This window comes from Agrobacterium leguminum (assembly GCF_015704895.1).
Lineage (GTDB): Bacteria > Pseudomonadota > Alphaproteobacteria > Rhizobiales > Rhizobiaceae > Agrobacterium > Agrobacterium leguminum.
Map to the genome: position 1 here is coordinate 454,550 of NZ_JADQWB010000002.1, position 20,951 is coordinate 475,500.

Genomic DNA, 20,951 nt, shown 5'->3' on the forward strand with positions numbered 1-20,951 from the left:
CCTTTCCTGAAAGCGCCTGCCTGCGCTTTAAGCGATTCGTCTCGCCCTATGTGAATCAAGCCTTCGGCGCGAAAGCAAGGCCAGCGTCAGTTCGCGGCCTGACTGGACCACCACGCTTCCGGAAAACCGACACCATATTGGGGCAGGTTTTCCGGACGGATGAGCGTGTTCCAGTAAGCGATGAACATCTCGCCACGGTAGAATTGCGGTATGACGTAGCTGTTTGCCAAAAGCACCCGGTCGAGAGCGCGTGCGGCGGCGACCTGTTCATTCCGGTTGGGCGCAAATATGACCTTTCTGACCAACGCATCGACGGCGGGGTTCTTGATGCCGGCAATATTGTTGGACCCTTGCCGGTCGGCGGCGGCCGAGCCCCAGAAATCCGCCTGTTCGTTTCCGGGGTTGGCCGAGGTCGCCCAGAGCTTGACGATGACGTCATAATCGAAGCTGCGGGTGCGGTTGGTATATTGCGAGGCGTCGACTGTCCGGATCGTCGCGTTGATGCCGATCTTCTTGAGGTTCTGGACATAGGGAAGGATGGTTCTTTCCATGCCGGCGGAATCGATCAGAAACTCCATATCGAGCGGCTGTCCGGTTTTGGCATTGACCATGCGGTTGCCACGCAGCTCGTAACCGGCTTCCTTCATCAGCCTGACCGCTTCGCGCAGATTGTCGCGCTGCTTGGCGGGGTCGCCTGCCACGGGGTTGCGATATTCTGTCGTGAAGACCTCCGGCGGAACCTGATCCTTCAGTTCCTGAAGAATTTCCAGCTCGCGACCGGTCGGCAGGCCGGAAGAGGCCAGCTCGCTGCCCATGAAGAAGCTGTTGATGCGCTGGAACTGGCCGTAAGCCAGCGTGCGGTTCAGCTCCTCGAAATCGAAAGCATAATTGAGCGCCTTGCGCAGTTTCGGGTTCTGGAACTTCTCCCTGCGCATGTTCGGCACGAAGGCCTGCATGATGCCGACGGAGCGATAGATATTCGGCAATTCCTCCTTCTTGACGCGGCCTTCCTTGACGGCCGGGAAATCATAACCCGTGACCCAGCGGCTGGAGGAGGCTTCCTGGCGGAAATCGACGGTGCCGGACTTGAAGGCTTGGAATTCCACATCCTGATCGGCAAAGAAGGTGTAGGCGATGGTTTTGAAATTGTTCATCCCCACATTCACGTTGACGTCCTTGCCCCAGTAGTCGTCGCGGCGTTCATAAGCGATTGTCGAGCCGGGAGAGACCGAGGCAATCTTGTAGGGGCCGGAACCCATCACCGGTTCCAGCGTGCCACGCGATATGTCGCGCGGCTTGCCATCCGGGCCGGCGGCTTCCCACCAGTGCTTGGGAACGATCAGCAATTGCCCGACAATCTGCGGCAATTCGCGATTGTTCTTTTCATCGAAAGTGAAGGTAATGTCCCTTTCGCCGCTCACCTCCGCCTTGGTGACGTGGGTGTAATAGGTCGCTAGCTGCGGGCTCAAATCCTTGGCTTTTTCGAAGCTGAAGACGACATCCTCCGGCGTCACCGGCTTGCCATCGGCCCATTTCGCCTCGGCGCGCAGCCGGAAGGTGGCTTTCGAAATATCGTCCGGGTAGCTAACGCCCTCGGCCAGAAGACCGTAGGAGGCCGACAGCTCCTCTTCCGTCGATTTCATCAATGTATCGAAAACCAGCGAGAGACCGGTCGCCGCCTCGCCCTTGGCGAGCAGCGGATTGAGGGTATCGAAGGTGCCCGCCGTCGACAGGCGAAGGGTGCCGCCTTTCGGCGCTTTGGTGTTCACGTAGTCGAAATGATCGAAGCCATCGGGATGTTTCAGTTCCCCAACCGTCGAAATCCCCTTTCGCCATACATCGGCCGATTGTGCGGAGGCCGCCGGTATCAGCAGAGCGAATGCCGCAAGAGCAATGAGGAGACGGGATTTCAGTGGTGCCAATATCATCGGGGGAATGTCCCTGTTTTCGCGTTTGTTGGAGAGAGCATAAAACAAAGATTGGCAAAAAACAGATGCGCTGGCTCACAAGCTCTTTATCGGCGTCTTTATCCTCATGCTTTGGCGCCAGCGGCTGAAACATGGTTTCAACAAAATCCCGTTCCAGTTTATCTTAAGGGGAAGAGAATCATCTGATTGGACGGGTACGACTATATGACGGTGGGATCATCCAGAGTTTTCAAAGTGGCCATGCTGGCGATTTCGGTTGTTTCCGCGGTGCAATTGCAGGCACAAACCGCATCGGCTGAAGACAGGCCCGCGAAAGAGGTGTTTGGCCACATGGCTCTGCCTTCCGCCACAACCTCGCAGCCGATCGGCTCCTATGCCAAGGGATGTCAGTCCGGCGCCATCGCCATGCCGACGGATGGTCCCGGCTGGCAGGCCATGCGCCTTTCCCGCAACCGCCGCTGGGGCCAGCCGCAGATGATTTCCTTCCTCGAGCAATTTTCGCAGGATGCCCAGAAGATCGGCTGGCCGGGCCTGCTGCTGGGCGATATTTCCCAGCCGCGCGGCGGGCCGATGCTGACCGGCCATGCGTCGCACCAGATCGGCCTCGACGTAGACATCTGGTGGCGACCTATGCCGACCCCGCGGCTGAGCGTGGAGCAGCGCGAAACCGTGCCTTTCGTCTCCATGCTGGACAAGAGCAAGTTCCTGACGGTCGATGACCGCAAGTGGTCACCGCTCAATGCCCAGCTGGTGATGATGGCGGCAAGCTACCCGCAGGTGGAGCGTGTCTTCGTCAACCCGGCCATCAAGCAGAAACTCTGCCAGACATGGACCGGCGACCGCACCTTCATGGGCAAGATCAGGCCGATCTACGGCCATGACGAGCATTTCCACATCCGTCTCGAATGCCCGCCCGGCGCGCCCAACTGCAAACCGCAGGCGGCCGTGGGCAAAGGCGACGGCTGCGACAAGTCGCTTGCCTGGTGGTTCAGCAAGGAACCATGGGCGCCGCCGAAAAAGGACCCCAATGCCAAGCCGGTGAAACCGCGTCCGGTCATGGTTTCCGATCTGCCCTCGGCCTGCGCCGCCGTGGCTGCCGCCCCTTCCGCCAATCCCGAGGGACTTGCAGCTCAGGCCTATTCGCCTGCTCCGGCAACGCGCCAGCAAAGCGTGGAACAGGTCATTCAGGCAGCCCCCGCCCTGCAGCCGCCTTCGGATATTCCGCTTCCCACCCAGCGCCCGACATTGAACTGAAACAGAAATGGGGCATTCAACAGCTTCCCTTTTCAAATGGCGGCAAGCTGTTATAGAAGGCTTCAAATCGATTTAATTCTTGATGGAACGGGCTGGGACCATGGAAGGACAACGCTGTATCGCGCTCATCGCTCATGACGAGAAAAAGGACGATATGGCGGATTTCGCCCGTCATCACCAGAAAGCGCTTGCCGGTTTCAGGATCGTCGCCACCGGCACCACCGGCGGGCGGGTACAGGAAGCCTGTCCGGGACTTGAAGTCATTCGCCTCAAAAGCGGTCCGCTTGGCGGCGACCAGCAGATCGGCGCGATGATCGCCACCGGCGAGGTGGACATGCTGATCTTCTTCACCGACCCGCTGACGGCGATGCCGCATGATGTTGATGTGAAGGCGCTGACGCGGCTTGCTACGGTTTACGATATTCCCATGGCGCTCAACCGCGCCACCGCAGAAAATCTCATCGACTTCCACGTCGCCAACTGAACCTCCCAACATGGAACAGGCAATGCCGAAGACGTCCGATACCGAATATCTGTCCTTTCCGATCCTTCTTGGCGACATCGGCGGCACCAATGCCCGCTTTTCCATTCTGATCGATTCCTTTGCTGAGCCGGTGCACCTCACCACCGTGAAGACGGCGGAATATCCGACCATCGACGACGCCATCCAGCAGGCGGTTCTGGACAAGACCTCGCTTCAGCCGGTCTCGACCATTCTTGCGATTGCCGGCCCCATCGGAGGCGACGAGATTCCGCTGACCAACTGCCATTGGGTCGTCAGGCCGAAGGGCATGCTGGCCAATCTCGGCCTGAAGGATGTCATCGTCATCAACGACTTCGAGGCGCAGGCTCTGGCGATTGCAGCGCTTGACGACGACAACCGCGAATCCATCGGCTCCGGCCGCAAGGATGTGCTGGCATCGCGTGTCGTTCTTGGACCGGGTACGGGACTTGGTGTCGCCGGGCTGGTTTACGCCCGCCATATGTGGTTCCCGGTGCCCGGCGAAGGCGGCCATATCGACATCGGCCCGAGAAGCGCGCGTGACTATGCGGTTTTCCCGCATATCGAAACCATTGAAGGCCGTGTCGCCGGGGAGCAGATCCTTTGCGGGCGCGGGCTGGTCAATCTTTACCGGGCCGTCTGCACCGCTGATGGCATCGAGCCTGTCTTTTCCGATCCGGCCGACATTACTTCTCAGGGGCTTTCGGGCGATAACCGGCAAGCGAAAGAGACCCTGTCCCTTTTCAGCACCTATCTCGGCCGCGTGGCCGGTGACCTCGCGCTGATCTTCATGGCGAAGGGCGGTGTCTATCTGGCCGGGGGCATTTCGCAGAAGATCATCCCGGCGCTGAAGAGCCCGGAATTCCGGGCCGCCTTCGAAGACAAGGCGCCGCACAGCGCGCTGATGCGGACCATCCCCACCTTCGTCGTCACCCATCCGCAGGCGGCTCTTTCCGGGCTCGCCACCTATTCGAGAACGCCGTCCGATTTCGGCCTGTCGCTGGACGGGCGACGCTGGAGGGCCTGATCGTTTCCAACGGTCAGCCCTTCGTGATGCTTGCGAAGCGGGCGGGCGGTCTTTAACGTCGCTGCTGCAAACATCAATCGACAGATACCGGCGGATCTCGATCCGCCCGAGATGAAAAGTGAGTGACAGCATGGGCAGCAGCGGCATGAAACTGGTGGTGGTCGGCGCGGCGGGCCGCATGGGACAGGCGCTGATCCGCCTCATTCACCAGACGCCCGGCGTCCAGCTACATGCCGCCGTGGCGCGCGAAGGCTCGGCCTTCGTCGGCCGCGATGCGGGCGAAATCGCCGGTCTCGGCCCGATCGGCGTCGAAATCACCAGCGATCCGCTGCAGGCATTTCTGCATGCGGAAGGGGTGATCGATTTCACCTCGCCGGCAACCAGCGTCACCTTTGCCGGCCTCGCCGCACAGGCCCGCATCGTGCATATCATCGGCACCACGGGCTGCTCGGCGGAAGACGAGGAAAAATTCAAGGCGGCGTCGCGCCATGCCCGCATCGTCAAGTCGGGCAATATGAGCCTCGGCGTCAACCTGCTCAGTGTTCTCACACAGCAGGCAGCGCAGGCGCTGGATGCGCAGAACTGGGATATCGAAATCCTTGAAATGCACCACAAGCACAAGGTGGATGCGCCCTCAGGCACCGCCCTTCTGCTCGGCGAGGCGGCTGCGGCGGGCCGCAAGGTCGATCTCACCACATCGTCCGTTCGCGTGCGCGACGGGCATACGGGTGCGCGTGAAGCGGGGACCATCGGTTTTGCCACGCTGCGTGGCGGCTCGGTGATCGGCGAACATTCAGTGATATTCGCCGGAGAGGGCGAGCGCGTCGAGCTTTCGCATTATGCCGGCGACCGCTCCATTTTCGCACGCGGCGCGATTGCTGCAGCCGTCTGGGCCTTCGACAAGAAGCCGGGCTTCTATTCGATGCTGGATGTGCTGGGGCTTTCGCAGGCGGAGTAAGCTTTCGGCCTAATTCTCCACCGTGAATTCGACCGTATCGGCCGAAAAGCGGCTGATGGCGTATTGCACTGGTACGCCATCCATATCGGCATTCAGCGCCTGGGTGACGAGCAGAATTGCGCCCGGCGACAGCTCCAGATCGGCCAGGTCCTGCGTATCCGCATGGCTGGCGGAGATGACGGTGGAAATACGCACGTAATCCGCCACGCCCAGCATATTGAAGGCAGCGGTAATCGAGCCGCTCTTCTGATAGGCTTCCCCTATTCCGGCGAAACGATCCGCCGGAAACCATGTAGTCGAGCGGGACACCGGGCGGTTATCGGCCTTGCGCAGCGTTTCGAGACGTATGAGCGGCGCACCCGCCGGCAATTGCAGCCGCGCCGCCAGATCGGCATTGGCCGGTTCGGTTGTGTGGGAAAGAAGCAGCGCCTCCATTTCCTTGACCTGATCGGCGATCCCCGCCGTGAACCGTGTGCGCCGTGAAATCGGAAAACTCAGGCGCTCCTTGCGGGCGATCATCGTGCCGCGCCCCTGCATCGGCTCGAGAATGCCTTCGCTGGCCAGCGCCGCAATGGCGTTTCGGACAGTATGACGGTTGACGCCGAATTTTTCGGCCAGCGTCATTTCCGGCGGCAACATGCCGGTTTCATCGTGATCGCCCGCCGCGATCTCGCCTCTGATCCTGTCGGCGATCTGCCGCCAGAGCGCCACGCCGTTCTTTCTTTTCATCGCTGCCGAAGGGCTCATGTCACACGCTTGTCATTCACGAACGTTAAATGTACCTTATATTGTATAGTTGTCTATATCAATAGACATTAGAGGTCAAGCGATGATTCACGAAACTGCAGACTTGCATGCAGACAGAAAGCGGGTGGCGGCGCTTCTTGCCCGCGCCACCGTGCAGGAACTCGAAACCGTCTGGAACCGGCAGGATGAGAGCCCCCGGACGGAAAATGTGCGCGGGCCGGAAACCGGCCTCGTCATGGTCAAGGGCCGCATCGGCGGGGGCGGCGCGCCCTTCAATCTGGGTGAGACGACCGTGACCCGGGCAACCGTCAAGCTTGCCTCGGGCACCGTCGGTCACGCCCATGTTCTCGGCACCGGCCGCAAGAAGGCCTGGTATGCCGCCGTTTTCGATGCGCTGTGGCAGGAAAGCCCGACCCGCGGCTTCATCGAGACAGAGCTTCTTTCACCGGTCGAGAAACGACTGGCCGAAGAGAAGAACAGGAAAACAAAAGAGACCGCCGCAACGCGGGTCGATTTCTTCACCATGGTTCGAGGAGAAGATTGATGAGCGTCAAGGCCGAAGCATTGACAGGCGGTTTTTCCGACGCCGTCTTCGATTCCCAACGGATTTTCAAGAAACTCATGGATGGCATGGCCCGGCCGGGCACGCCGCAGACAATCGAAACCGCAGTCGCCCCGCCATTGCCTCTCGCCCCGGCCACCGGCGCGGTCCTGCTGGCGCTCTGCGATCACGATACGCCGGTCTGGCTGAGCGGCGCGCTACGAAAAACCACCGTCCCCGGTTGGGTCGCATTTCATACCGGCGCGGTCGCGACGGATGAAAAAAATGCGGCGCATTTCGCCGTCATCGAAGCGGGCAGCGCCATAGCCTCCTTCGGTCTCTTCGCCCAAGGAAGTCAGGAATATCCCGACCGCTCCACCACGATCATCATCGAGTTGCCTGATCTGGATGGCGGGCGGGAATTGCTGCTCTCCGGCCCCGGTATCCGCCACGTCAACATCATCAGCCCAACAGGCCTGCCGGCAATATTCCCGAGGCTGTGGGCGGAGAACAATGCCATTTTCCCGCGCGGCGTCGATGTCATCCTGACATCCGCCGACAGATTTGTCTGCCTGCCGCGCACGACGCGCATTCAACCCGTGGAGGCATAAGATGTATGTTGCTGTCAAAGGCGGGGAAACCGCAATTGCCAACGCCCACCGGCTTCTGGCCGACAAGCGGCGCGGAGACCGCGACCTGCCCGCGATGACGGTCGCGCAGATCGTTTCGCAGCTTTCGCTCGCCGTCGACCGGGTGATGGCGGAAGCGTCTCTTTACGATCAGTCGCTTGCAGCCCTTGCCGTCAAGCAGGCCCGTGGCGACATGATCGAGGCCATCTTCCTGCTGCGCGCCTACCGCACGACGCTGCCGCGTTTCGGTTATTCGGTTCCGGTCGATACCGCTGAGATGACGGTGCAGCGGCGCGTTTCCGCGACCTACAAGGATTTGCCGGGCGGACAATTGCTGGGACCGACCTTCGACTACACCCATCGCCTGCTCGATCCTTCGCTTCTTGAGGACGAGGCCGTTGAGACAGCCACCCAGCGCGAAGGCGAGCCTGAACATGTCATGCGCGTCTCAGACATTCTGGCCCAGGAAGGGTTGATCGAAACCGACGGCGATATGCCGGCTGACCATATTGCCGGCGACCTAACGCGGGAGCCGATGGAATTTCCAATGCCGCGTGACCTGCGCCTGCAATCGCTGGCGCGCGGTGATGAGGGTTTCCTTCTGGCGCTCGCTTATTCGACACAGCGCGGCTACGGTCGCACCCATCCGTTCGTCGGCGAAATCCGCATCGGCGAGGTGGAGGTGGAACTGGAGGTGCCGGAACTCGGCTTTGCCGTCTCGCTGGGCGACATTCAGGTCACCGAATGCCAGATGGTCAACCAGTTCAAGGGTTCGGCGAAAGCGCCGCCGCAATTTACCCGTGGCTACGGTCTGGTGTTCGGCCAGAGCGAGCGCAAGGCGATGGCCATGTCGCTGGTCGACCGGGCGCTGCGGGCAGGCGAATTCGGCGAGGACGTCGTGGCCCCCGCGCAGGACGAGGAATTCGTCATTTCACACGCCGACAACGTTCAGGCGACGGGTTTCGTCGAACATCTGAAACTGCCGCACTACGTGGATTTTCAGGCCGAACTCGGTCTGGTCAGGAAAATGCGCGCCGATTTCGAGGCGATCAACGCCGATGGCGCGGAGTGGATGGGCGATGCGGCCGAATAGCTCAGCGGCTGTGCTGCTCGCCAAACCAGTAAGCGCAAAAGACGGTCGATGCTGCAAACACAGCAAAGAACACGGCTGCAAGAATTCCAATCTCCATGAGCTTGTACTCCTTTTTTCACAAGGCTAACGCGCAATGCTTGAAGAAGTTTCATTTGACGACGGGCTGGCTGCCTACAACTTCGCCTATCTTGACGAACAGACAAAGCGAATGATCCGCCGGGCGATTCTCAAGGCCATCGCCATTCCCGGTTATCAGGTTCCCTTCGCTTCCCGCGAAATGCCCATGCCCTATGGCTGGGGCACCGGCGGTGTGCAAGTAACCGCCTCCATTCTCGGCCCAGACGATGTGCTGAAGGTTATCGACCAGGGCGCGGACGACACGACCAATGCGGTTTCCATCCGCGCCTTTTTCCAGAAGGTGGCGAATGTTGCCGTCACCACCCGCACCAAGGATGCAACCATCATCCAGACGCGGCACCGAATTCCCGAAGAAGAACTGCATTCGGGTCAGGTCCTCGTCTATCAGGTTCCCATTCCCGAGCCCTTGCGCTTCCTCGAACCGCGTGAGACCGAAACGCGCGTCATGCACGCGCTGGAGGAATACGGCCTGATGCACGTCAAGCTTTACGAGGATATCGCCCGCAACGGACGCATCTCCACCACCTATGCCTATCCGGTGAAGGTTGCCGGGCGTTATGTGATGGATCCATCGCCTACCCCGAAATTCGATAATCCGAAAATGCATCTCTCGGATGCCCTCCAGCTTTTTGGCGCCGGACGTGAGAAGCGCATCTATGCCGTGCCGCCCTATACGGATGTCGTCAGCCTCGATTTCGAAGATCATCCCTTCGAAATCCAGCGCTTCGACAAGCCCTGCGCGCTGTGCGGCGCGGAGAATGTCTATCTGGACGAGGTGGTGCTTGATGACAAAGGCGGGCGGATGTTCGTCTGCTCCGATACCGACCATTGCGAGGACCGCCGCGCCCATGGCCATAAAGGCCACCTGCTGGCGGATGTGAAGGAGGCCGCAGAATGAGCGACGCACCGCTTCTGAAAGTCAGGGACGTTTCCAAATATTACGGCGAGCGGGCCGGTTGCCGCAACGTCTCCTTCGAGCTTTATCCGGGCGAGGTGCTTGCCATCGTCGGCGAATCCGGTTCCGGCAAGACCACGCTTCTCAACTGCATTTCCACCCGGCTGATGCCGACGGCGGGCAGTGTGGAATATCGCATGCGCGACGGTTCGGTGCGTGACCTCTATCATATGGGCGAGGCCGAACGGCGTTTCCTGATGCGGACCGACTGGGGTTTCGTGCACCAGAACCCGGCGGACGGGCTGCGCATGGCGGTTTCGGCCGGCGCCAATGTCGGCGAGCGGCTGATGGCCGTTGGCAACCGGCATTACGGCAATATCAGGCAATCGGCCAGCGAATGGCTGGAGCGGGTGGAAATCGGCACCGACCGCATCGACGACCAACCACGCGCCTTTTCCGGCGGCATGCGCCAGCGCCTGCAGATCGCCCGCAACCTCGTCACCTCACCGCGCCTCGTCTTCATGGACGAACCGACCGGCGGCCTCGATGTCTCCGTGCAGGCGCGCCTGCTCGATCTGGTACGCGGTCTCGTCAACGATCTCGGTCTTGCTGTCGTGGTCGTCACCCATGATCTTGCGGTGGCGCGGCTGCTTTCCCATCGCATGATGGTGATGAAGGGCGGCGATGTCATCGAACATGGTCTGACCGACCGGGTGTTGGACGACCCGCGCGAGCCCTATACGCAATTGCTTGTTTCCTCTATTCTGCAGGTTTGACGCCATGCCGACGCCTCTTATCGTTTCGGAAGTCTTCAAAAGCTTCACCATGCATCTTCGCGACGGTATCGAATTGCCCGTTGTGCGCGATGTCAATTTCTCCGTTTGCGGCGGCGAATGTGTCGTGCTCGGCGGTCCCTCCGGCATCGGCAAAAGCTCGATCCTGAAAATGCTCTATGGCAACTACACCATCGACAGCGGGCAGATTCTCGTTCGTCATGAGGGCCAGGTCGTCGATATCGGCAACGCCTCGCCGCGCACGATCCTCGATATCCGTCACCGCACCATCGGTTATGTCAGCCAGTTCCTGCGCACCGTGCCGCGTGTCGCTGCCATAGATGTCGTCGCCGAACCGCTTCTGGCGCGCAAGGTTGCCGCCGATGAAGCCCGCGAACACGCAGCCATGCTGCTTTCGAAGCTCAACCTGCCACGGGAACTATGGTCACTGCCGCCGGCAACCTTTTCGGGCGGCGAACAGCAGCGCGTGAATATCGCGCGCGGTTTCATCACCGACCATGCGATCCTGCTTCTGGACGAGCCGACAGCCTCGCTGGACGCCCTTAACCGGCGTGTCGTCGTCGATATGATCGTCGAGAAAAAACAGAAGGGCACGGCACTGCTCGGCATTTTCCATGACGAGGAGGTGCGGGAAGCCGTGGCCGACCGCATTCTGGACGTCTCACAGTTTTCTCCCAGAAAGGCAGCGGCATGAGCGTCAAGGTCGGTCTGGAACCCGTCATCCATGAGACCGCCCGCGTCAGCAACTCATTGATCGGCCGCTATACCGAAATTTCGGAACGCTGCCGCATCGAGGAAGTCGAGATGGGCGACTACTCCTATATCATGCAGGATGGTGCGATCTGGTGCGCCACCATCGGCAAATTCGTCAACATCGCCGCCTCCGTCCGCATCAACGCCACCAATCACCCGATGCAGCGGGCGACGCTGCATCACTTCACCTATCGTGCCCACAACTATTGGGACGATGCGGAGGATGAGACGGACTTCTTCGCCGCCCGCCGCGCCAAACGCGTCGTCATCGGCCACGATGTGTGGATCGGCCATGGTGCGACAATCCTGCCCGGTGTCACGGTGGGAAACGGCGCGGTGATCGGGGCGGGTGCAGTCGTCTCAAAAGACGTCGCGCCCTATACCATCGTCGGCGGCGTGCCCGCCCGGCTGATTAGGGAGCGCTTCCCGGCGGAACTTGGCCGGCAAATGGATAATCTGAAGTGGTGGGACTGGGACCACGCGGCATTGCGCGTCGCTCTCGACGATTTCCGTAGTCTGGACGCCGAGGATTTCGTCGCGAAATACCGCGGATGAAATCTCCCTCTGCCGAACACCTGCAAATCCCGGGGCCCCCCGGGATTTTTGTTTATGCGATCAAAAAAGACACGCGGATTTGAACGGTCCAAGATTCCTCCCGAAAGCTTTGTCGGCGAACAGGCGGATGCGAAATCCGTGAAATCTGTAATATTTTATTCATCAAACTGACATCCACACTTCACGCACCGCTGTTACGCCGAACCCCGTCAAAAAAGAAGATTGGACGGGGAAATGAGCTTTCACCTGAAGCAAGTCACGCGCCACTTTGGCAACCACACTGCGGTCGATTCCGTGAATGTCGAGATACCGCAGGGCCAGATGGTTGGCGTTATCGGACGTTCGGGTGCGGGAAAATCGACGCTGCTGCGCATGATCAACCGCCTCGTCGATCCGTCCTCGGGTTCCATCCATTTCAACGACACGGAAGTTTCGGCGCTGAAGGGTGCTGCGCTTCGCAGCTGGCAGCGCGACTGCGCCATGATTTTCCAGCAGTTCAATCTGGTGCCGCGCCTCGATGTGCTCACCAATGTCATGCTCGGCCGCCTCAACCACCGCTCGACGGCGCTCAGCCTGTTCAACATCTTCACCAATGACGAGCGCCTGATGGCCATCGCCGCCCTGGAAAGGCTTGGCATCGAGCATGTGGCCATGCAGGCTGCCGGCACGCTTTCCGGCGGTCAGCAGCAGCGCGTCGCCATCGCCCGCGCCCTGATGCAGTCTCCGAAGATGGTTCTGGCCGATGAGCCGATCGCTTCCCTCGACCCGCTGAACGCCAAGATCGTGATGGACGCGCTGCGCGACATCAACGAACGCGAAGGCATTACGGTTATTACCAACCTGCATACGCTGGATACGGCGCGCAATTATTGCGAACGCATCATCGGCATGTCTCAGGGCCGCGTCGTCTTCGACGGAACCCCTACTGAGCTGACGGCTGCGGCCGTCACGGAGATTTACGGAACCGATTCTCAAGGGTCGGGCATCGACGAGACCATGACCTCGACCAGCATCAATATTCCCGGCGCGCAGCTTCCCGCGCGTCCGGTGCAGCAATCTGCCGGCCCCGAACCGCTCGCTCTCGCCGGGCTCTGAGGAACCGCTCAGCATCGTTTGCGCCCGCGTCAAGGGCCGATACTTCACAACAAACTCCGGCTCGCCGGGAAACAGGAGAAAGTCCATGTTGAAGAAAGTCCTTCTTTCGGCAGTCGCGCTTGGCGTTCTGGCCGGTTCCGCCATGGCTCAGGACGTCAAGGTTCTGCGCATCGGTCTCGACGGCTCCGAAAACGAAGCCGACCAGATCCGCAACACCAAGTGCGTTGCCGATGGCCTGAAGGCCGCGACCGGCGTTGCCGAAGTTCAGGTTTTCCCGTCGCCGGACTATAACGGCGTCATCCAGGGTCTTCTCGGCGGCACCATCGACATCGCTTCCATGGGCGCTTCCTCCTATGCCAAGATCGCTCTTGCCGATCCGAAGGCCGTCGACCCTATCCTGACCACCGCTGGCGCCGATGGTTCGACCGGCTATTACACCATCATGGTTGCCCGCAAGGACAGCGGTATCAAGACGCTGGCTGACGCCAAGGGCAAGAAGATCGGCTTTGCCGACCCTGACTCCACCTCCGGCTTCCTCGTTCCGAACGTGGCTATCCCGAAGGAAACCGGTGTTCCGGTCAAGGAATACTTCTCCGAAACCGGCTTCGGCGGCGGCCATGAGAACCTCGTTCTCGCCGTTCTCGACAAGAAATTCGACGTCGGTACCACCTTCGGTTCGGGCGTCGGCAAGTGGGAAGAAGGCTACACCGCCGGCAACCTCTACCAGATGGTCAAGAAGGGCAACCTCGACATGGACGATATCGTCGAAGTCTGGAAGTCGCCGCTGATCCCGAACGGTCCGCTGATGGTTACGAACAAGCTCGGCGACGCGATGAAGCAGAAGGTTGAAGACTTCTTCATGGAACTGCCGAAGAAGGACCTCGCCTGCTTCCAGGGTTTCACCCAGGGCAAGAACACCGCCTACATCAAGGTCGATCCGTCCTTCTACCAGACGATCATCGACGCCCGTAAGTCCGTTATCGGCGGCTGATCCTCAGATCATATCCGGAAGCGGCGGTGCCTTGCGGCACCGCCGCTTTTGTCAATAAAGGAAAAGCGGCATGGCGACCACACTGCACCATGGTACCCTCTCGCCCGAGGGATTGAGCGCATCGTCCAAGACGGTCATGCGTCACTATCAACAGCAGCTTGCGACACGGCGAATCTATACCGTCATTTCGCTCGTGATCTTTCTCGCCATCCTCGCTGCCTCGCTGAATTTCGCCAATGCGGCCAATTCGGGTAAGTTCTTCGAGCGTCTGCCCTACTTTTTCGACTTCATGAAAACCTTCGTGCCCGATAGTCCGCTGGAAATCTTCCGCGCGATGTTCGACCTGCCGTCGCCCTATGCGGATGGCTCGCTGAAATACAATTATGTCGCGGACCGCGTTTATATCACCGACGGTTTCTACATACCGCACTTCATCTATCAGCTGATCATCACGCTCAATATTGCGCTGGTCTCGACAATCATCGGCACCAGCTTTGCCTTCGTGCTCTGCTTCTTCGCCTCCACCAACCTTGTCGGCGCCGGCCTCGTGCGCTGGGTGGTGCGCCGGGTGATGGAAGTGCTGCGCGCTTTTCCGGAAATCGTCGTCGCCGGGTTGCTCACCGCCATCCTGTCGATCGGCCCGATCGCCGCGATCATCGCAATTTCTGTCCACACGATCGGCGCTCTGGGCAAGCTGTTCTTCGAAGTGGTTGAAAATGCCGATATGAAGCCCGATGAAGGCCTGCGCGCCGCGGGCGCCAACTGGCTGGAGCGGGTGCGCTTCGCCATCGTACCGCAGGTTCTGCCCAATTTCGTCTCTTACGCGCTGCTGCGCGCCGAAATCAACGTGCGCGCCTCCACCATCATCGGTGCTGTGGGCGGCGGCGGTATCGGCGAGGTCTTCCGGCTCTCGATCGGCAACGACCACGCCTCCAAGACCTATGCCATCATCATCCTTCTGCTGGTCACCATCATCGCCGTCGACCAGTTTTCCAGCTGGCTGCGTCGCAGGCTGATCGGCCATCAATCCTTCGAATTCGGACGGGGAGCGGCCTGATGTCGACCAGCTTCATTCTCAACACCGCCGACCGCGAGAGGCTGACGGCCGCGCATCCGCAAGTGTTCAATCGCAGTTTCATGCAGCGATATGGCCTGCTGGCCGGCATCCTCATCGTCTTCGCCTATCTCGTCGCCTGCTTTTTCTTCTTCAATGTCGGTCCGGCCTTCATGCAGGGCCGGTGGGATCGTGCCTCCAGCTATATTCAGGACTGGTATTCCTGGCGCGCCCAGCCGCGCTTGCGTTTCGAAGACGGCAAGGTTGAGCCGCAATGGTCCAGCCGCGGGCAATATCCGGTCGATGCAAAGATCGACTGGCTGCAGCCCCTGCCGGATGGCGGCTACAGTGTCGTTTATGCGGGCACAGACAACCGCCTCGACGTGACCCCGACCCGGGTGGATGTCTATGTCGACGGCAAGAATTATCCCGTCATCATCAATGGAGAACAGGCCCGGGCGTCCGACGACGTGCCGCAGGAAATCCAGCAGGACGGCAACAAGGTTCTCGTGCATTTTGGTTTTGCCGGTCAGGCGGAAATCCGCACCAGCCAGGTCTATGTCCAGCGCCGGTTCCTCGGATGGGCGAATTTCCTGTTCGACACCAAATCGGAATTCTGGGGCAAGGGCTATGGCGAACTCGCCGCTCTCGCGCTGTGGGGAGAAAGGCTCGATCCCGAGCGCTCCAATATCGGCCATATGGTAGATGATTTCCTCGACAACAGCGTCTGGCAACATGCCGATATTCTTTCCAAGCTGATGCAGACACTGGTTATGGCCTTTGTGGGCACGCTGTTCGGCACGCTCGTCGCCCTGCCGCTCGCCTTCATCGCCGCGCGCGACATCACCGCCAACAGGGCCGCAAACTGGGGCATGAAGCGGCTGTTCGACTTCCTGCGTTCCATCGACATGCTGATCTGGGCCCTGTTCTTCACCCGCAGCTTCGGTCCCGGACCGATCCCCGGCATTGCCGCGATCTTCTTCACCGATACCGGTGCGCTCGGCAAGGTCTATGCCGAGGCGCTGGAAAATGTCGACGACAAGCAGCGCGAGGGTGTCAAATCAGTCGGTGCTTCCCCGATTGCGGTCAACCGCTTCGGTGTGCTGCCGCAGGTCCTGCCGGTCTTCATTTCGCAGTCACTCTATTTCTGGGAAAGCAACACCCGCTCCGCCACCATCATCGGCGCGGTGGGCGCGGGCGGCATCGGTCTGAAACTGCTGGAAGCGATGGGCACCAATGCCGACTGGGACAAGGTCGCCTATATGGTCCTGCTCATCCTCTTCGTCGTTTTCCTGTTCGACCACATCTCCAATTCGCTGCGTTCACGCCTGATCGGCAAAACACAACACTAGGCCTGAAGGGATGGAATGGCGAACGTCGTAACGATGTTCGTCATCTCCAGCCGGACACTCGCGCAGTCCCGATTTATGCCGGCCGTATACCGTCATCATCTCCTCCTGTGTCTTCAGCACATTCGGAAGGGTTACCGCATTTCCAATGCGCTTTTTTCCCTCGGCATCATCATTCTGTCACGGAAACCAATTACCTCGCACTCCTGACCTTGCGGGAAGCTGGCGAGTCACGCCAAATAGCTTCTCATCCCTGGTCTCTCATGACACTGAAGAGTGCTTGCCGTGCGCTATGCCATCTATTTTTCTCCGGCTAAAGATCACCCGCTGACTGAGGCGGCGTCACGCTGGCTCGGCCGCGACGCATTTTCCGGCACGCTGCATGACGACCACGACGACTATGCCGACATGACGGAGGAGCCCCGCCGTTACGGTTTCCACGCGACCCTGAAGGCTCCTTTCGAGCTTGCCGAAAAATACAGCGAGGCGGAGCTACTCACGGCCTTCGAAGATTTCGCGGCCAGCCAGTCCACTTTCGAAATTCCGCGTGTCGTCGTCGGTGCGCTCGGGCCTTTTTTCGCACTGGTCCCGGACCGCACCTATCAGCCACTGCAGGATTTTGCCGCCGAGATCGTCGATCATTTCGACCGGTTTCGCGCGCCCCTGTCAGAGACCGATATTGCCCGTCGGCGGCCACAGATGCTGACGGAGAGCCAGCGGCAAAATCTGTCGCTCTGGGGTTACCCGCATGTCATGGATGATTTCCGTTTTCACATGACGCTCACCGGCCGCATCGACGAGAGCGAGCAGCCCGCCATGCACGAGGTGCTTTCGGTGCGGTTTTCCGAATTCACCGATCGGCCTCTCAGCATTTCCGGCCTCGCCTTGTTCATTGAAGAAACGCGCGGCGCGCCCTTTACCGTTCATAGCTGGCACCCCCTTGGCCAGCCACCAAAGAAAGATGCGAACCCATGACCGAGCACGCCCTTTCCAATGCCCGTATCGTTCTGGAAGACGATATTATTCTGGGCTCCGTCCTGATCCGTGACGGCAAGATCGCCGATATCAGCGAAGGTGCTTCCAAAACCGGCGAAGATCTCGAAGGTGATTATTTGATCCCGGGTCTGGTGGAACTGCATACCGACCATCTTGAGCAGCATTATTCACCGCGCCCCGGCGTGATCTGGGACAAGATCGCCGCCATTCAGGCCCATGACGCTCAGGTGGCCGCCTCCGGCATCACCACCGTATTTGACTGCCTGCGGCTCGGCTCGGATGAGGATGGCGGCTTCAAGAAGGGTGAAATGCGCGAAATGGCTGACGCCATCGAGGCCGCAGCGGATCAGAACCGCCTTCGTTCGGATCACCTGCTGCATCTGCGCTGCGAAGTCGCCTCATCGGATGTGCTGGAACATTTCGAAGACTTCGAAACCGATCCGCGCGTGCGGCTGATTTCCCTGATGGACCACTCCCCGGGGCAGCGCCAGTTCCAGTCGATGGATCAATATATCTTCTACTACCAGAAGAAGCGTGGGCTGAGCGACGAGGCTTTCGCCGAGTTCGTGCGGCGTCGGCAGGCGGCGTCGGCGGAATATTCCGCCAAGCACCGCGATTATCTGGCCGCCCGCTGCGCCGAGCGCGGCATTACGGTCGCAAGCCATGACGACGCCACCGAAGCGCATGTCGGCGAAGCTATCGGCCACGGCGTGAAACTGGCGGAATTTCCCACCAGCGTCGAGGCCGCAAAAGCCTCGCACAGCGCCGGCATGAGCGTGCTGATGGGCGCGCCGAACATCGTTCGCGGCAAGTCCCATTCCGGCAACATCGCCGCCCGCGATCTTGCCGAGATCGGTGTGCTGGATGTTCTTTCTTCCGACTACGTGCCCTTCAGTCTGCTCTTCGCGCCATTCCTGCTCGCCGATCAGGTGGAAGCCATCAGCCTGCCGGAGGCGCTGCGCATGGTCACCGCCACGCCGGCGCGCACCGTCGGCCTTCTCGATCGCGGTCGTATCGCGACGGGATTGCGGGCCGATCTGGTCCGAGTTCACCGCGAGGATGGTGTGCCGGTCGCCCGTTCCGTCTGGCGTCAGGGCAAGCGCGTGGCATGACCGACGATGGGCAGGATAGCCGGCGCGCGGCATCGCCCGGCACGATGATCGTGATTGTCGGCCCGAGCGGGGCCGGCAAGGACACGCTGATGGACTATGCCGCAGCGCGACTGTGTGGGCGGCCGGGCTTTCACTTCACCCGCCGCGTCATTACCCGCAGCGGCGATGCGGGGGGTGAAAACCACGATGCCGTTTCGATGCACGAGTTCAACCGGCTGGAAGATGAGGGCGCCTTCGCGGTGTCCTGGCAGGCGCATGGGCTGAAATATGGCATCCCGGCCGCTGTCTATCGTCATCTCAATGCGGGAGATGTGGTCATCGCCAACGGTTCGCGTTCCGCCCTGCCGCATTTCGGCACCGCCTTTTCCCGTCTCAAGGTCGTGAACATCGTCGCTCGGCCGGAGGTTTTGGCAATGCGCCTGGAGCAGCGTGGGCGCGAGAGCCGGGACGATATTCTCCGGCGGCTGGAACGCAGTTCGTTGACAGTCGTTGGAGATTTCGATGTTACGACCGTCGATAATAGCGGCGCTATCGAAGATGCCGGCCAAGCCATCATGCAGGTGCTGGAGCAAAGCGCAGACACCGACCGCACTTAAAATCCCGGAGCCGGGCTGCTCGACAAACGCCCTCTCAAGGCTTACCATCAGGCGACAATTTCCAAACATGGTACGCCAAGGCGAGGGATGCCCGAGAAGAGGGTCAGTGACGAGATAAGTGTGGTGGCCGGTCTGGCTGCCGGCGTCAGCAATTATGCCCGGTCACGGGGCATAGATATCGCGCCGATCTGCAAGGCTCTGGACATTGATCCAGCCATATTCAGCAGCCTGACGGAACGCATCAGCCTCGATAGATTTTCACGCCTGCTCGAAACCTGCGCACTGATTTCCGGCGACGACGCCTTCGGTCTGCAATGCGCTTCCACCTTTCCAGCAGGTGCATCCGGCGCGTTCGGATATGGGTTGATCAGCGCACCGACGGTACGGGCGTTCCTGCGTTTTCTTCAGGACCATGTCTATTACGCGACCAACAACAGCAATTTCACCATGGTAACGGATGCCACGCAGGTGACCCTGTCATGGTCCTTCGCGCCGGTTATCGCCAAACGCGATCAATATGTGGATTTGTCGCTCGCCGTTCTGGTACAACGTCTCCGTGATATTCTCGGAGATCGTATCAACCAGATCGAGATCGGTCTGGAGCGGCCGAAACCGAATAATATTCAGCTATTTAAGGAAAGAATGACCAGGCGCGTCAGCTTTTCTCAGCCCATCCACACCATGCGTCTTCCGGTATCGCTTCTCGATGTGGTCAATCCGAATGCGGATGAGCGGCTGTTCGAGCTGATGAACCTGCAGTGCCGCATGTTGCGACCGGAAACATCGGCGGACGCGACCCACTTCATTGACCAGGTGAAGCGGTATATGCAGATGCGGCTCTCGGATGCCGAGCTTTCGCTCGGCGAGATCGCTCCCTATTTCAACCTGTCGGAACGGAGTTTTCAACGGCGGCTCGCAGAGCTCGGCACCAATCTCAACGAGATAAAGGATGCCATTCGCAAAAATGCCGGTTTCAAACTCCTCGTGGAAAGCGATCTTCCGGTATCCGACATCAGTTACAGGCTTGGCTATTCGACACCCGGCGCGTTTTCGCGTTCCGTCTCCCGCTGGTTCGGCGCAACACCGACCGATATTCGCAAGAAACACGCGCATCATTCCGCCGGATGATACATGTTGACGGCATCAATATTTCGAAATGACGCATTAAATTTGAGAAATATGTCAGCACTCATCGCGTTGCGTGCCGAAACATAACAATAAAACGAAAAACTTGGCGCGCGATGTTATTCTATCGGTGAGGCACATCGCCTATTAGAGCGCCGCATATCCTTCGGGTGTGACGAAAACATTCCAGAGCTTTGAAGCTGCATTTCACGCCAGACCGATTGCGGTCTCTGGCGATATCGATGTTGCAGTTCCTTTCAATGCACAGAATAGAGCGTCCGCGCCGCGATCGGCTGGCTGCGAAATCGGCCCTTTATTGCATAATTACCGATGCCCCATGAAACCTATTGGCGAAATTAGCGTTTCTGTTCGCGTATAGACAGAGCGGTAAACGAGCTGGTTTCGGGGAATGAATCATTGACTGATCGTGCCCCGGGAAGGCCAATCTCTTTTAAGGCTGAAAGAAAATGTCTTCAAATACGCCGCATGAACATCGCCGGACGCGTGAAATCATCCTTTCGGAGCGTGAGCGGCATTATCTGGGGCTGGTCGCGCGGGGCAAGCATCCATCCCACATCGCCTCGATAACCGGCGCGGACGAAGCGGACGTGAAGGACACTCTGGAAAGAGTGCGCCACAGACTGGGTGCGGCCAATCTGCTGAATGCCGTCAGCATCGCCCTGCTGCGCGGCCTGATCGAGCAGGACGCATAATCGCCACCTGATCCATCCAAGCTTACGCGAAACGTCCCCTCCCGTAAGCTGAAAACCGAATGAGCGGCTTTCTGCGTCAAAATCCTTCCATATCAATGGCGGGATG

General features: G+C 59.7%; 22 protein-coding genes. 20 read left to right on the top strand and 2 right to left on the bottom strand.

What is annotated here, in order from left to right; all coding sequences use genetic code 11:
* Nucleotides 1–86: 86 nt before the first annotated feature.
* Nucleotides 87–1,928 (bottom strand): extracellular solute-binding protein, encoded by a 1,842-nt coding sequence (locus I3J13_RS05150; RefSeq protein ID WP_196378177.1) that lies wholly within the window; start codon nucleotides 1,926–1,928, stop codon nucleotides 87–89.
* Nucleotides 1,929–2,132: 204 nt separating this feature from the next.
* Here I3J13_RS05150 and mepA point away from each other — a divergent pair, with 204 nt between their 5' ends.
* From mepA to dapB, 4 genes are all read left to right on the top strand, one after another.
* Nucleotides 2,133–3,182 carry a penicillin-insensitive murein endopeptidase gene (mepA, locus tag I3J13_RS05155; RefSeq protein WP_196378178.1) on the top strand — a complete coding sequence of 350 codons (1,050 nt, stop codon included), beginning with the start codon at nucleotides 2,133–2,135 and terminating at the stop codon, nucleotides 3,180–3,182.
* 100 nt (nucleotides 3,183–3,282) lie between these two features.
* Nucleotides 3,283–3,666 (top strand): methylglyoxal synthase, encoded by a 384-nt coding sequence (locus tag I3J13_RS05160; RefSeq protein ID WP_003524431.1) that lies wholly within the window; start codon nucleotides 3,283–3,285, stop codon nucleotides 3,664–3,666.
* 22 nt (nucleotides 3,667–3,688) lie between these two features.
* Nucleotides 3,689–4,711: a glucokinase gene (locus I3J13_RS05165; protein ID WP_196378179.1), complete on the top strand. Its 1,023-nt coding sequence runs from the start codon at nucleotides 3,689–3,691 to the stop codon at nucleotides 4,709–4,711.
* Nucleotides 4,712–4,841: 130 nt separating this feature from the next.
* A complete protein-coding gene (gene dapB, locus I3J13_RS05170) occupies nucleotides 4,842–5,669 on the top strand; it encodes a 4-hydroxy-tetrahydrodipicolinate reductase (RefSeq protein WP_059759114.1) in 828 nt (275 codons plus the stop codon).
* A gap of 9 nt (nucleotides 5,670–5,678) precedes the next feature.
* Here the strand turns inward: dapB and phnF are convergent, their stop codons facing one another.
* Nucleotides 5,679–6,416: a phosphonate metabolism transcriptional regulator PhnF gene (gene phnF, locus I3J13_RS05175; protein ID WP_196378180.1), complete on the bottom strand. Its 738-nt coding sequence runs from the start codon at nucleotides 6,414–6,416 to the stop codon at nucleotides 5,679–5,681.
* Between the two features lie 82 nt (nucleotides 6,417–6,498).
* Here phnF and phnG point away from each other — a divergent pair, with 82 nt between their 5' ends.
* From phnG to I3J13_RS05255, 16 genes are all read left to right on the top strand, one after another.
* Nucleotides 6,499–6,960, top strand: a complete 462-nt coding sequence (phnG, locus tag I3J13_RS05180) for a phosphonate C-P lyase system protein PhnG (protein WP_196378181.1) — start codon at nucleotides 6,499–6,501, stop codon at nucleotides 6,958–6,960.
* Nucleotides 6,960–7,568, top strand: a complete 609-nt coding sequence (phnH, locus tag I3J13_RS05185; RefSeq protein ID WP_196378182.1) for a phosphonate C-P lyase system protein PhnH — start codon at nucleotides 6,960–6,962, stop codon at nucleotides 7,566–7,568. Before phnG ends, phnH begins: the two co-directional genes overlap by 1 nt.
* Before the next feature lies 1 nt (nucleotide 7,569).
* Entirely contained in the window at nucleotides 7,570–8,679 is a 1,110-nt protein-coding gene (locus I3J13_RS05190) for a carbon-phosphorus lyase complex subunit (RefSeq protein ID WP_196378183.1), read from the top strand.
* A 133-nt stretch (nucleotides 8,680–8,812) separates the two neighbouring features.
* Entirely contained in the window at nucleotides 8,813–9,715 is a 903-nt protein-coding gene (locus tag I3J13_RS05195; RefSeq protein WP_065654731.1) for an alpha-D-ribose 1-methylphosphonate 5-phosphate C-P-lyase PhnJ, read from the top strand.
* Nucleotides 9,712–10,488, top strand: a complete 777-nt coding sequence (gene phnK, locus I3J13_RS05200) for a phosphonate C-P lyase system protein PhnK (RefSeq protein ID WP_035219536.1) — start codon at nucleotides 9,712–9,714, stop codon at nucleotides 10,486–10,488. Before I3J13_RS05195 ends, phnK begins: the two co-directional genes overlap by 4 nt.
* 4 nt (nucleotides 10,489–10,492) lie before the next feature.
* Nucleotides 10,493–11,200 carry a phosphonate C-P lyase system protein PhnL gene (phnL, locus tag I3J13_RS05205; protein ID WP_196378184.1) on the top strand — a complete coding sequence of 236 codons (708 nt, stop codon included), beginning with the start codon at nucleotides 10,493–10,495 and terminating at the stop codon, nucleotides 11,198–11,200.
* The gene (locus tag I3J13_RS05210; protein WP_196378185.1) at nucleotides 11,197–11,814 is read left to right on the top strand and encodes a transferase hexapeptide repeat family protein; all 618 of its coding nucleotides are present in this window, start codon (nucleotides 11,197–11,199) and stop codon (nucleotides 11,812–11,814) included. Before phnL ends, I3J13_RS05210 begins: the two co-directional genes overlap by 4 nt.
* A gap of 234 nt (nucleotides 11,815–12,048) precedes the next feature.
* Nucleotides 12,049–12,909 (top strand): phosphonate ABC transporter ATP-binding protein, encoded by an 861-nt coding sequence (gene phnC / locus I3J13_RS05215; protein WP_196378186.1) that lies wholly within the window; start codon nucleotides 12,049–12,051, stop codon nucleotides 12,907–12,909.
* Between the two features lie 85 nt (nucleotides 12,910–12,994).
* On the top strand, nucleotides 12,995–13,900 hold the full coding sequence (gene phnD, locus I3J13_RS05220; RefSeq protein ID WP_078051428.1) for a phosphonate ABC transporter substrate-binding protein: 906 nt from the start codon (nucleotides 12,995–12,997) through the stop codon (nucleotides 13,898–13,900).
* Nucleotides 13,901–13,970: 70 nt separating this feature from the next.
* Nucleotides 13,971–14,957 carry a phosphonate ABC transporter, permease protein PhnE gene (gene phnE / locus I3J13_RS05225; RefSeq protein WP_196378187.1) on the top strand — a complete coding sequence of 329 codons (987 nt, stop codon included), beginning with the start codon at nucleotides 13,971–13,973 and terminating at the stop codon, nucleotides 14,955–14,957.
* Nucleotides 14,957–16,306 carry a phosphonate ABC transporter, permease protein PhnE gene (gene phnE / locus I3J13_RS05230; RefSeq protein ID WP_196378188.1) on the top strand — a complete coding sequence of 450 codons (1,350 nt, stop codon included), beginning with the start codon at nucleotides 14,957–14,959 and terminating at the stop codon, nucleotides 16,304–16,306. The genes phnE (I3J13_RS05225) and phnE (I3J13_RS05230) overlap by 1 nt, the downstream gene beginning before the upstream one ends.
* A gap of 273 nt (nucleotides 16,307–16,579) precedes the next feature.
* Complete coding sequence (locus tag I3J13_RS05235; RefSeq protein ID WP_170988555.1) at nucleotides 16,580–17,278, top strand: DUF1045 domain-containing protein; 699 nt, start codon at nucleotides 16,580–16,582, stop codon at nucleotides 17,276–17,278.
* Nucleotides 17,275–18,411, top strand: a complete 1,137-nt coding sequence (locus I3J13_RS05240; RefSeq protein ID WP_020809169.1) for an alpha-D-ribose 1-methylphosphonate 5-triphosphate diphosphatase — start codon at nucleotides 17,275–17,277, stop codon at nucleotides 18,409–18,411. Before I3J13_RS05235 ends, I3J13_RS05240 begins: the two co-directional genes overlap by 4 nt.
* Nucleotides 18,408–19,007: a phosphonate metabolism protein/1,5-bisphosphokinase (PRPP-forming) PhnN gene (gene phnN / locus I3J13_RS05245; RefSeq protein ID WP_196378189.1), complete on the top strand. Its 600-nt coding sequence runs from the start codon at nucleotides 18,408–18,410 to the stop codon at nucleotides 19,005–19,007. Before I3J13_RS05240 ends, phnN begins: the two co-directional genes overlap by 4 nt.
* 87 nt (nucleotides 19,008–19,094) lie before the next feature.
* Nucleotides 19,095–20,135, top strand: coding sequence for an AraC family transcriptional regulator (locus I3J13_RS05250; RefSeq protein ID WP_080852850.1), 1,041 nt, complete (start codon nucleotides 19,095–19,097; stop codon nucleotides 20,133–20,135).
* A gap of 464 nt (nucleotides 20,136–20,599) precedes the next feature.
* Complete coding sequence (locus I3J13_RS05255; RefSeq protein WP_196378190.1) at nucleotides 20,600–20,845, top strand: LuxR C-terminal-related transcriptional regulator; 246 nt, start codon at nucleotides 20,600–20,602, stop codon at nucleotides 20,843–20,845.
* Nucleotides 20,846–20,951: the final 106 nt, after the last annotated feature.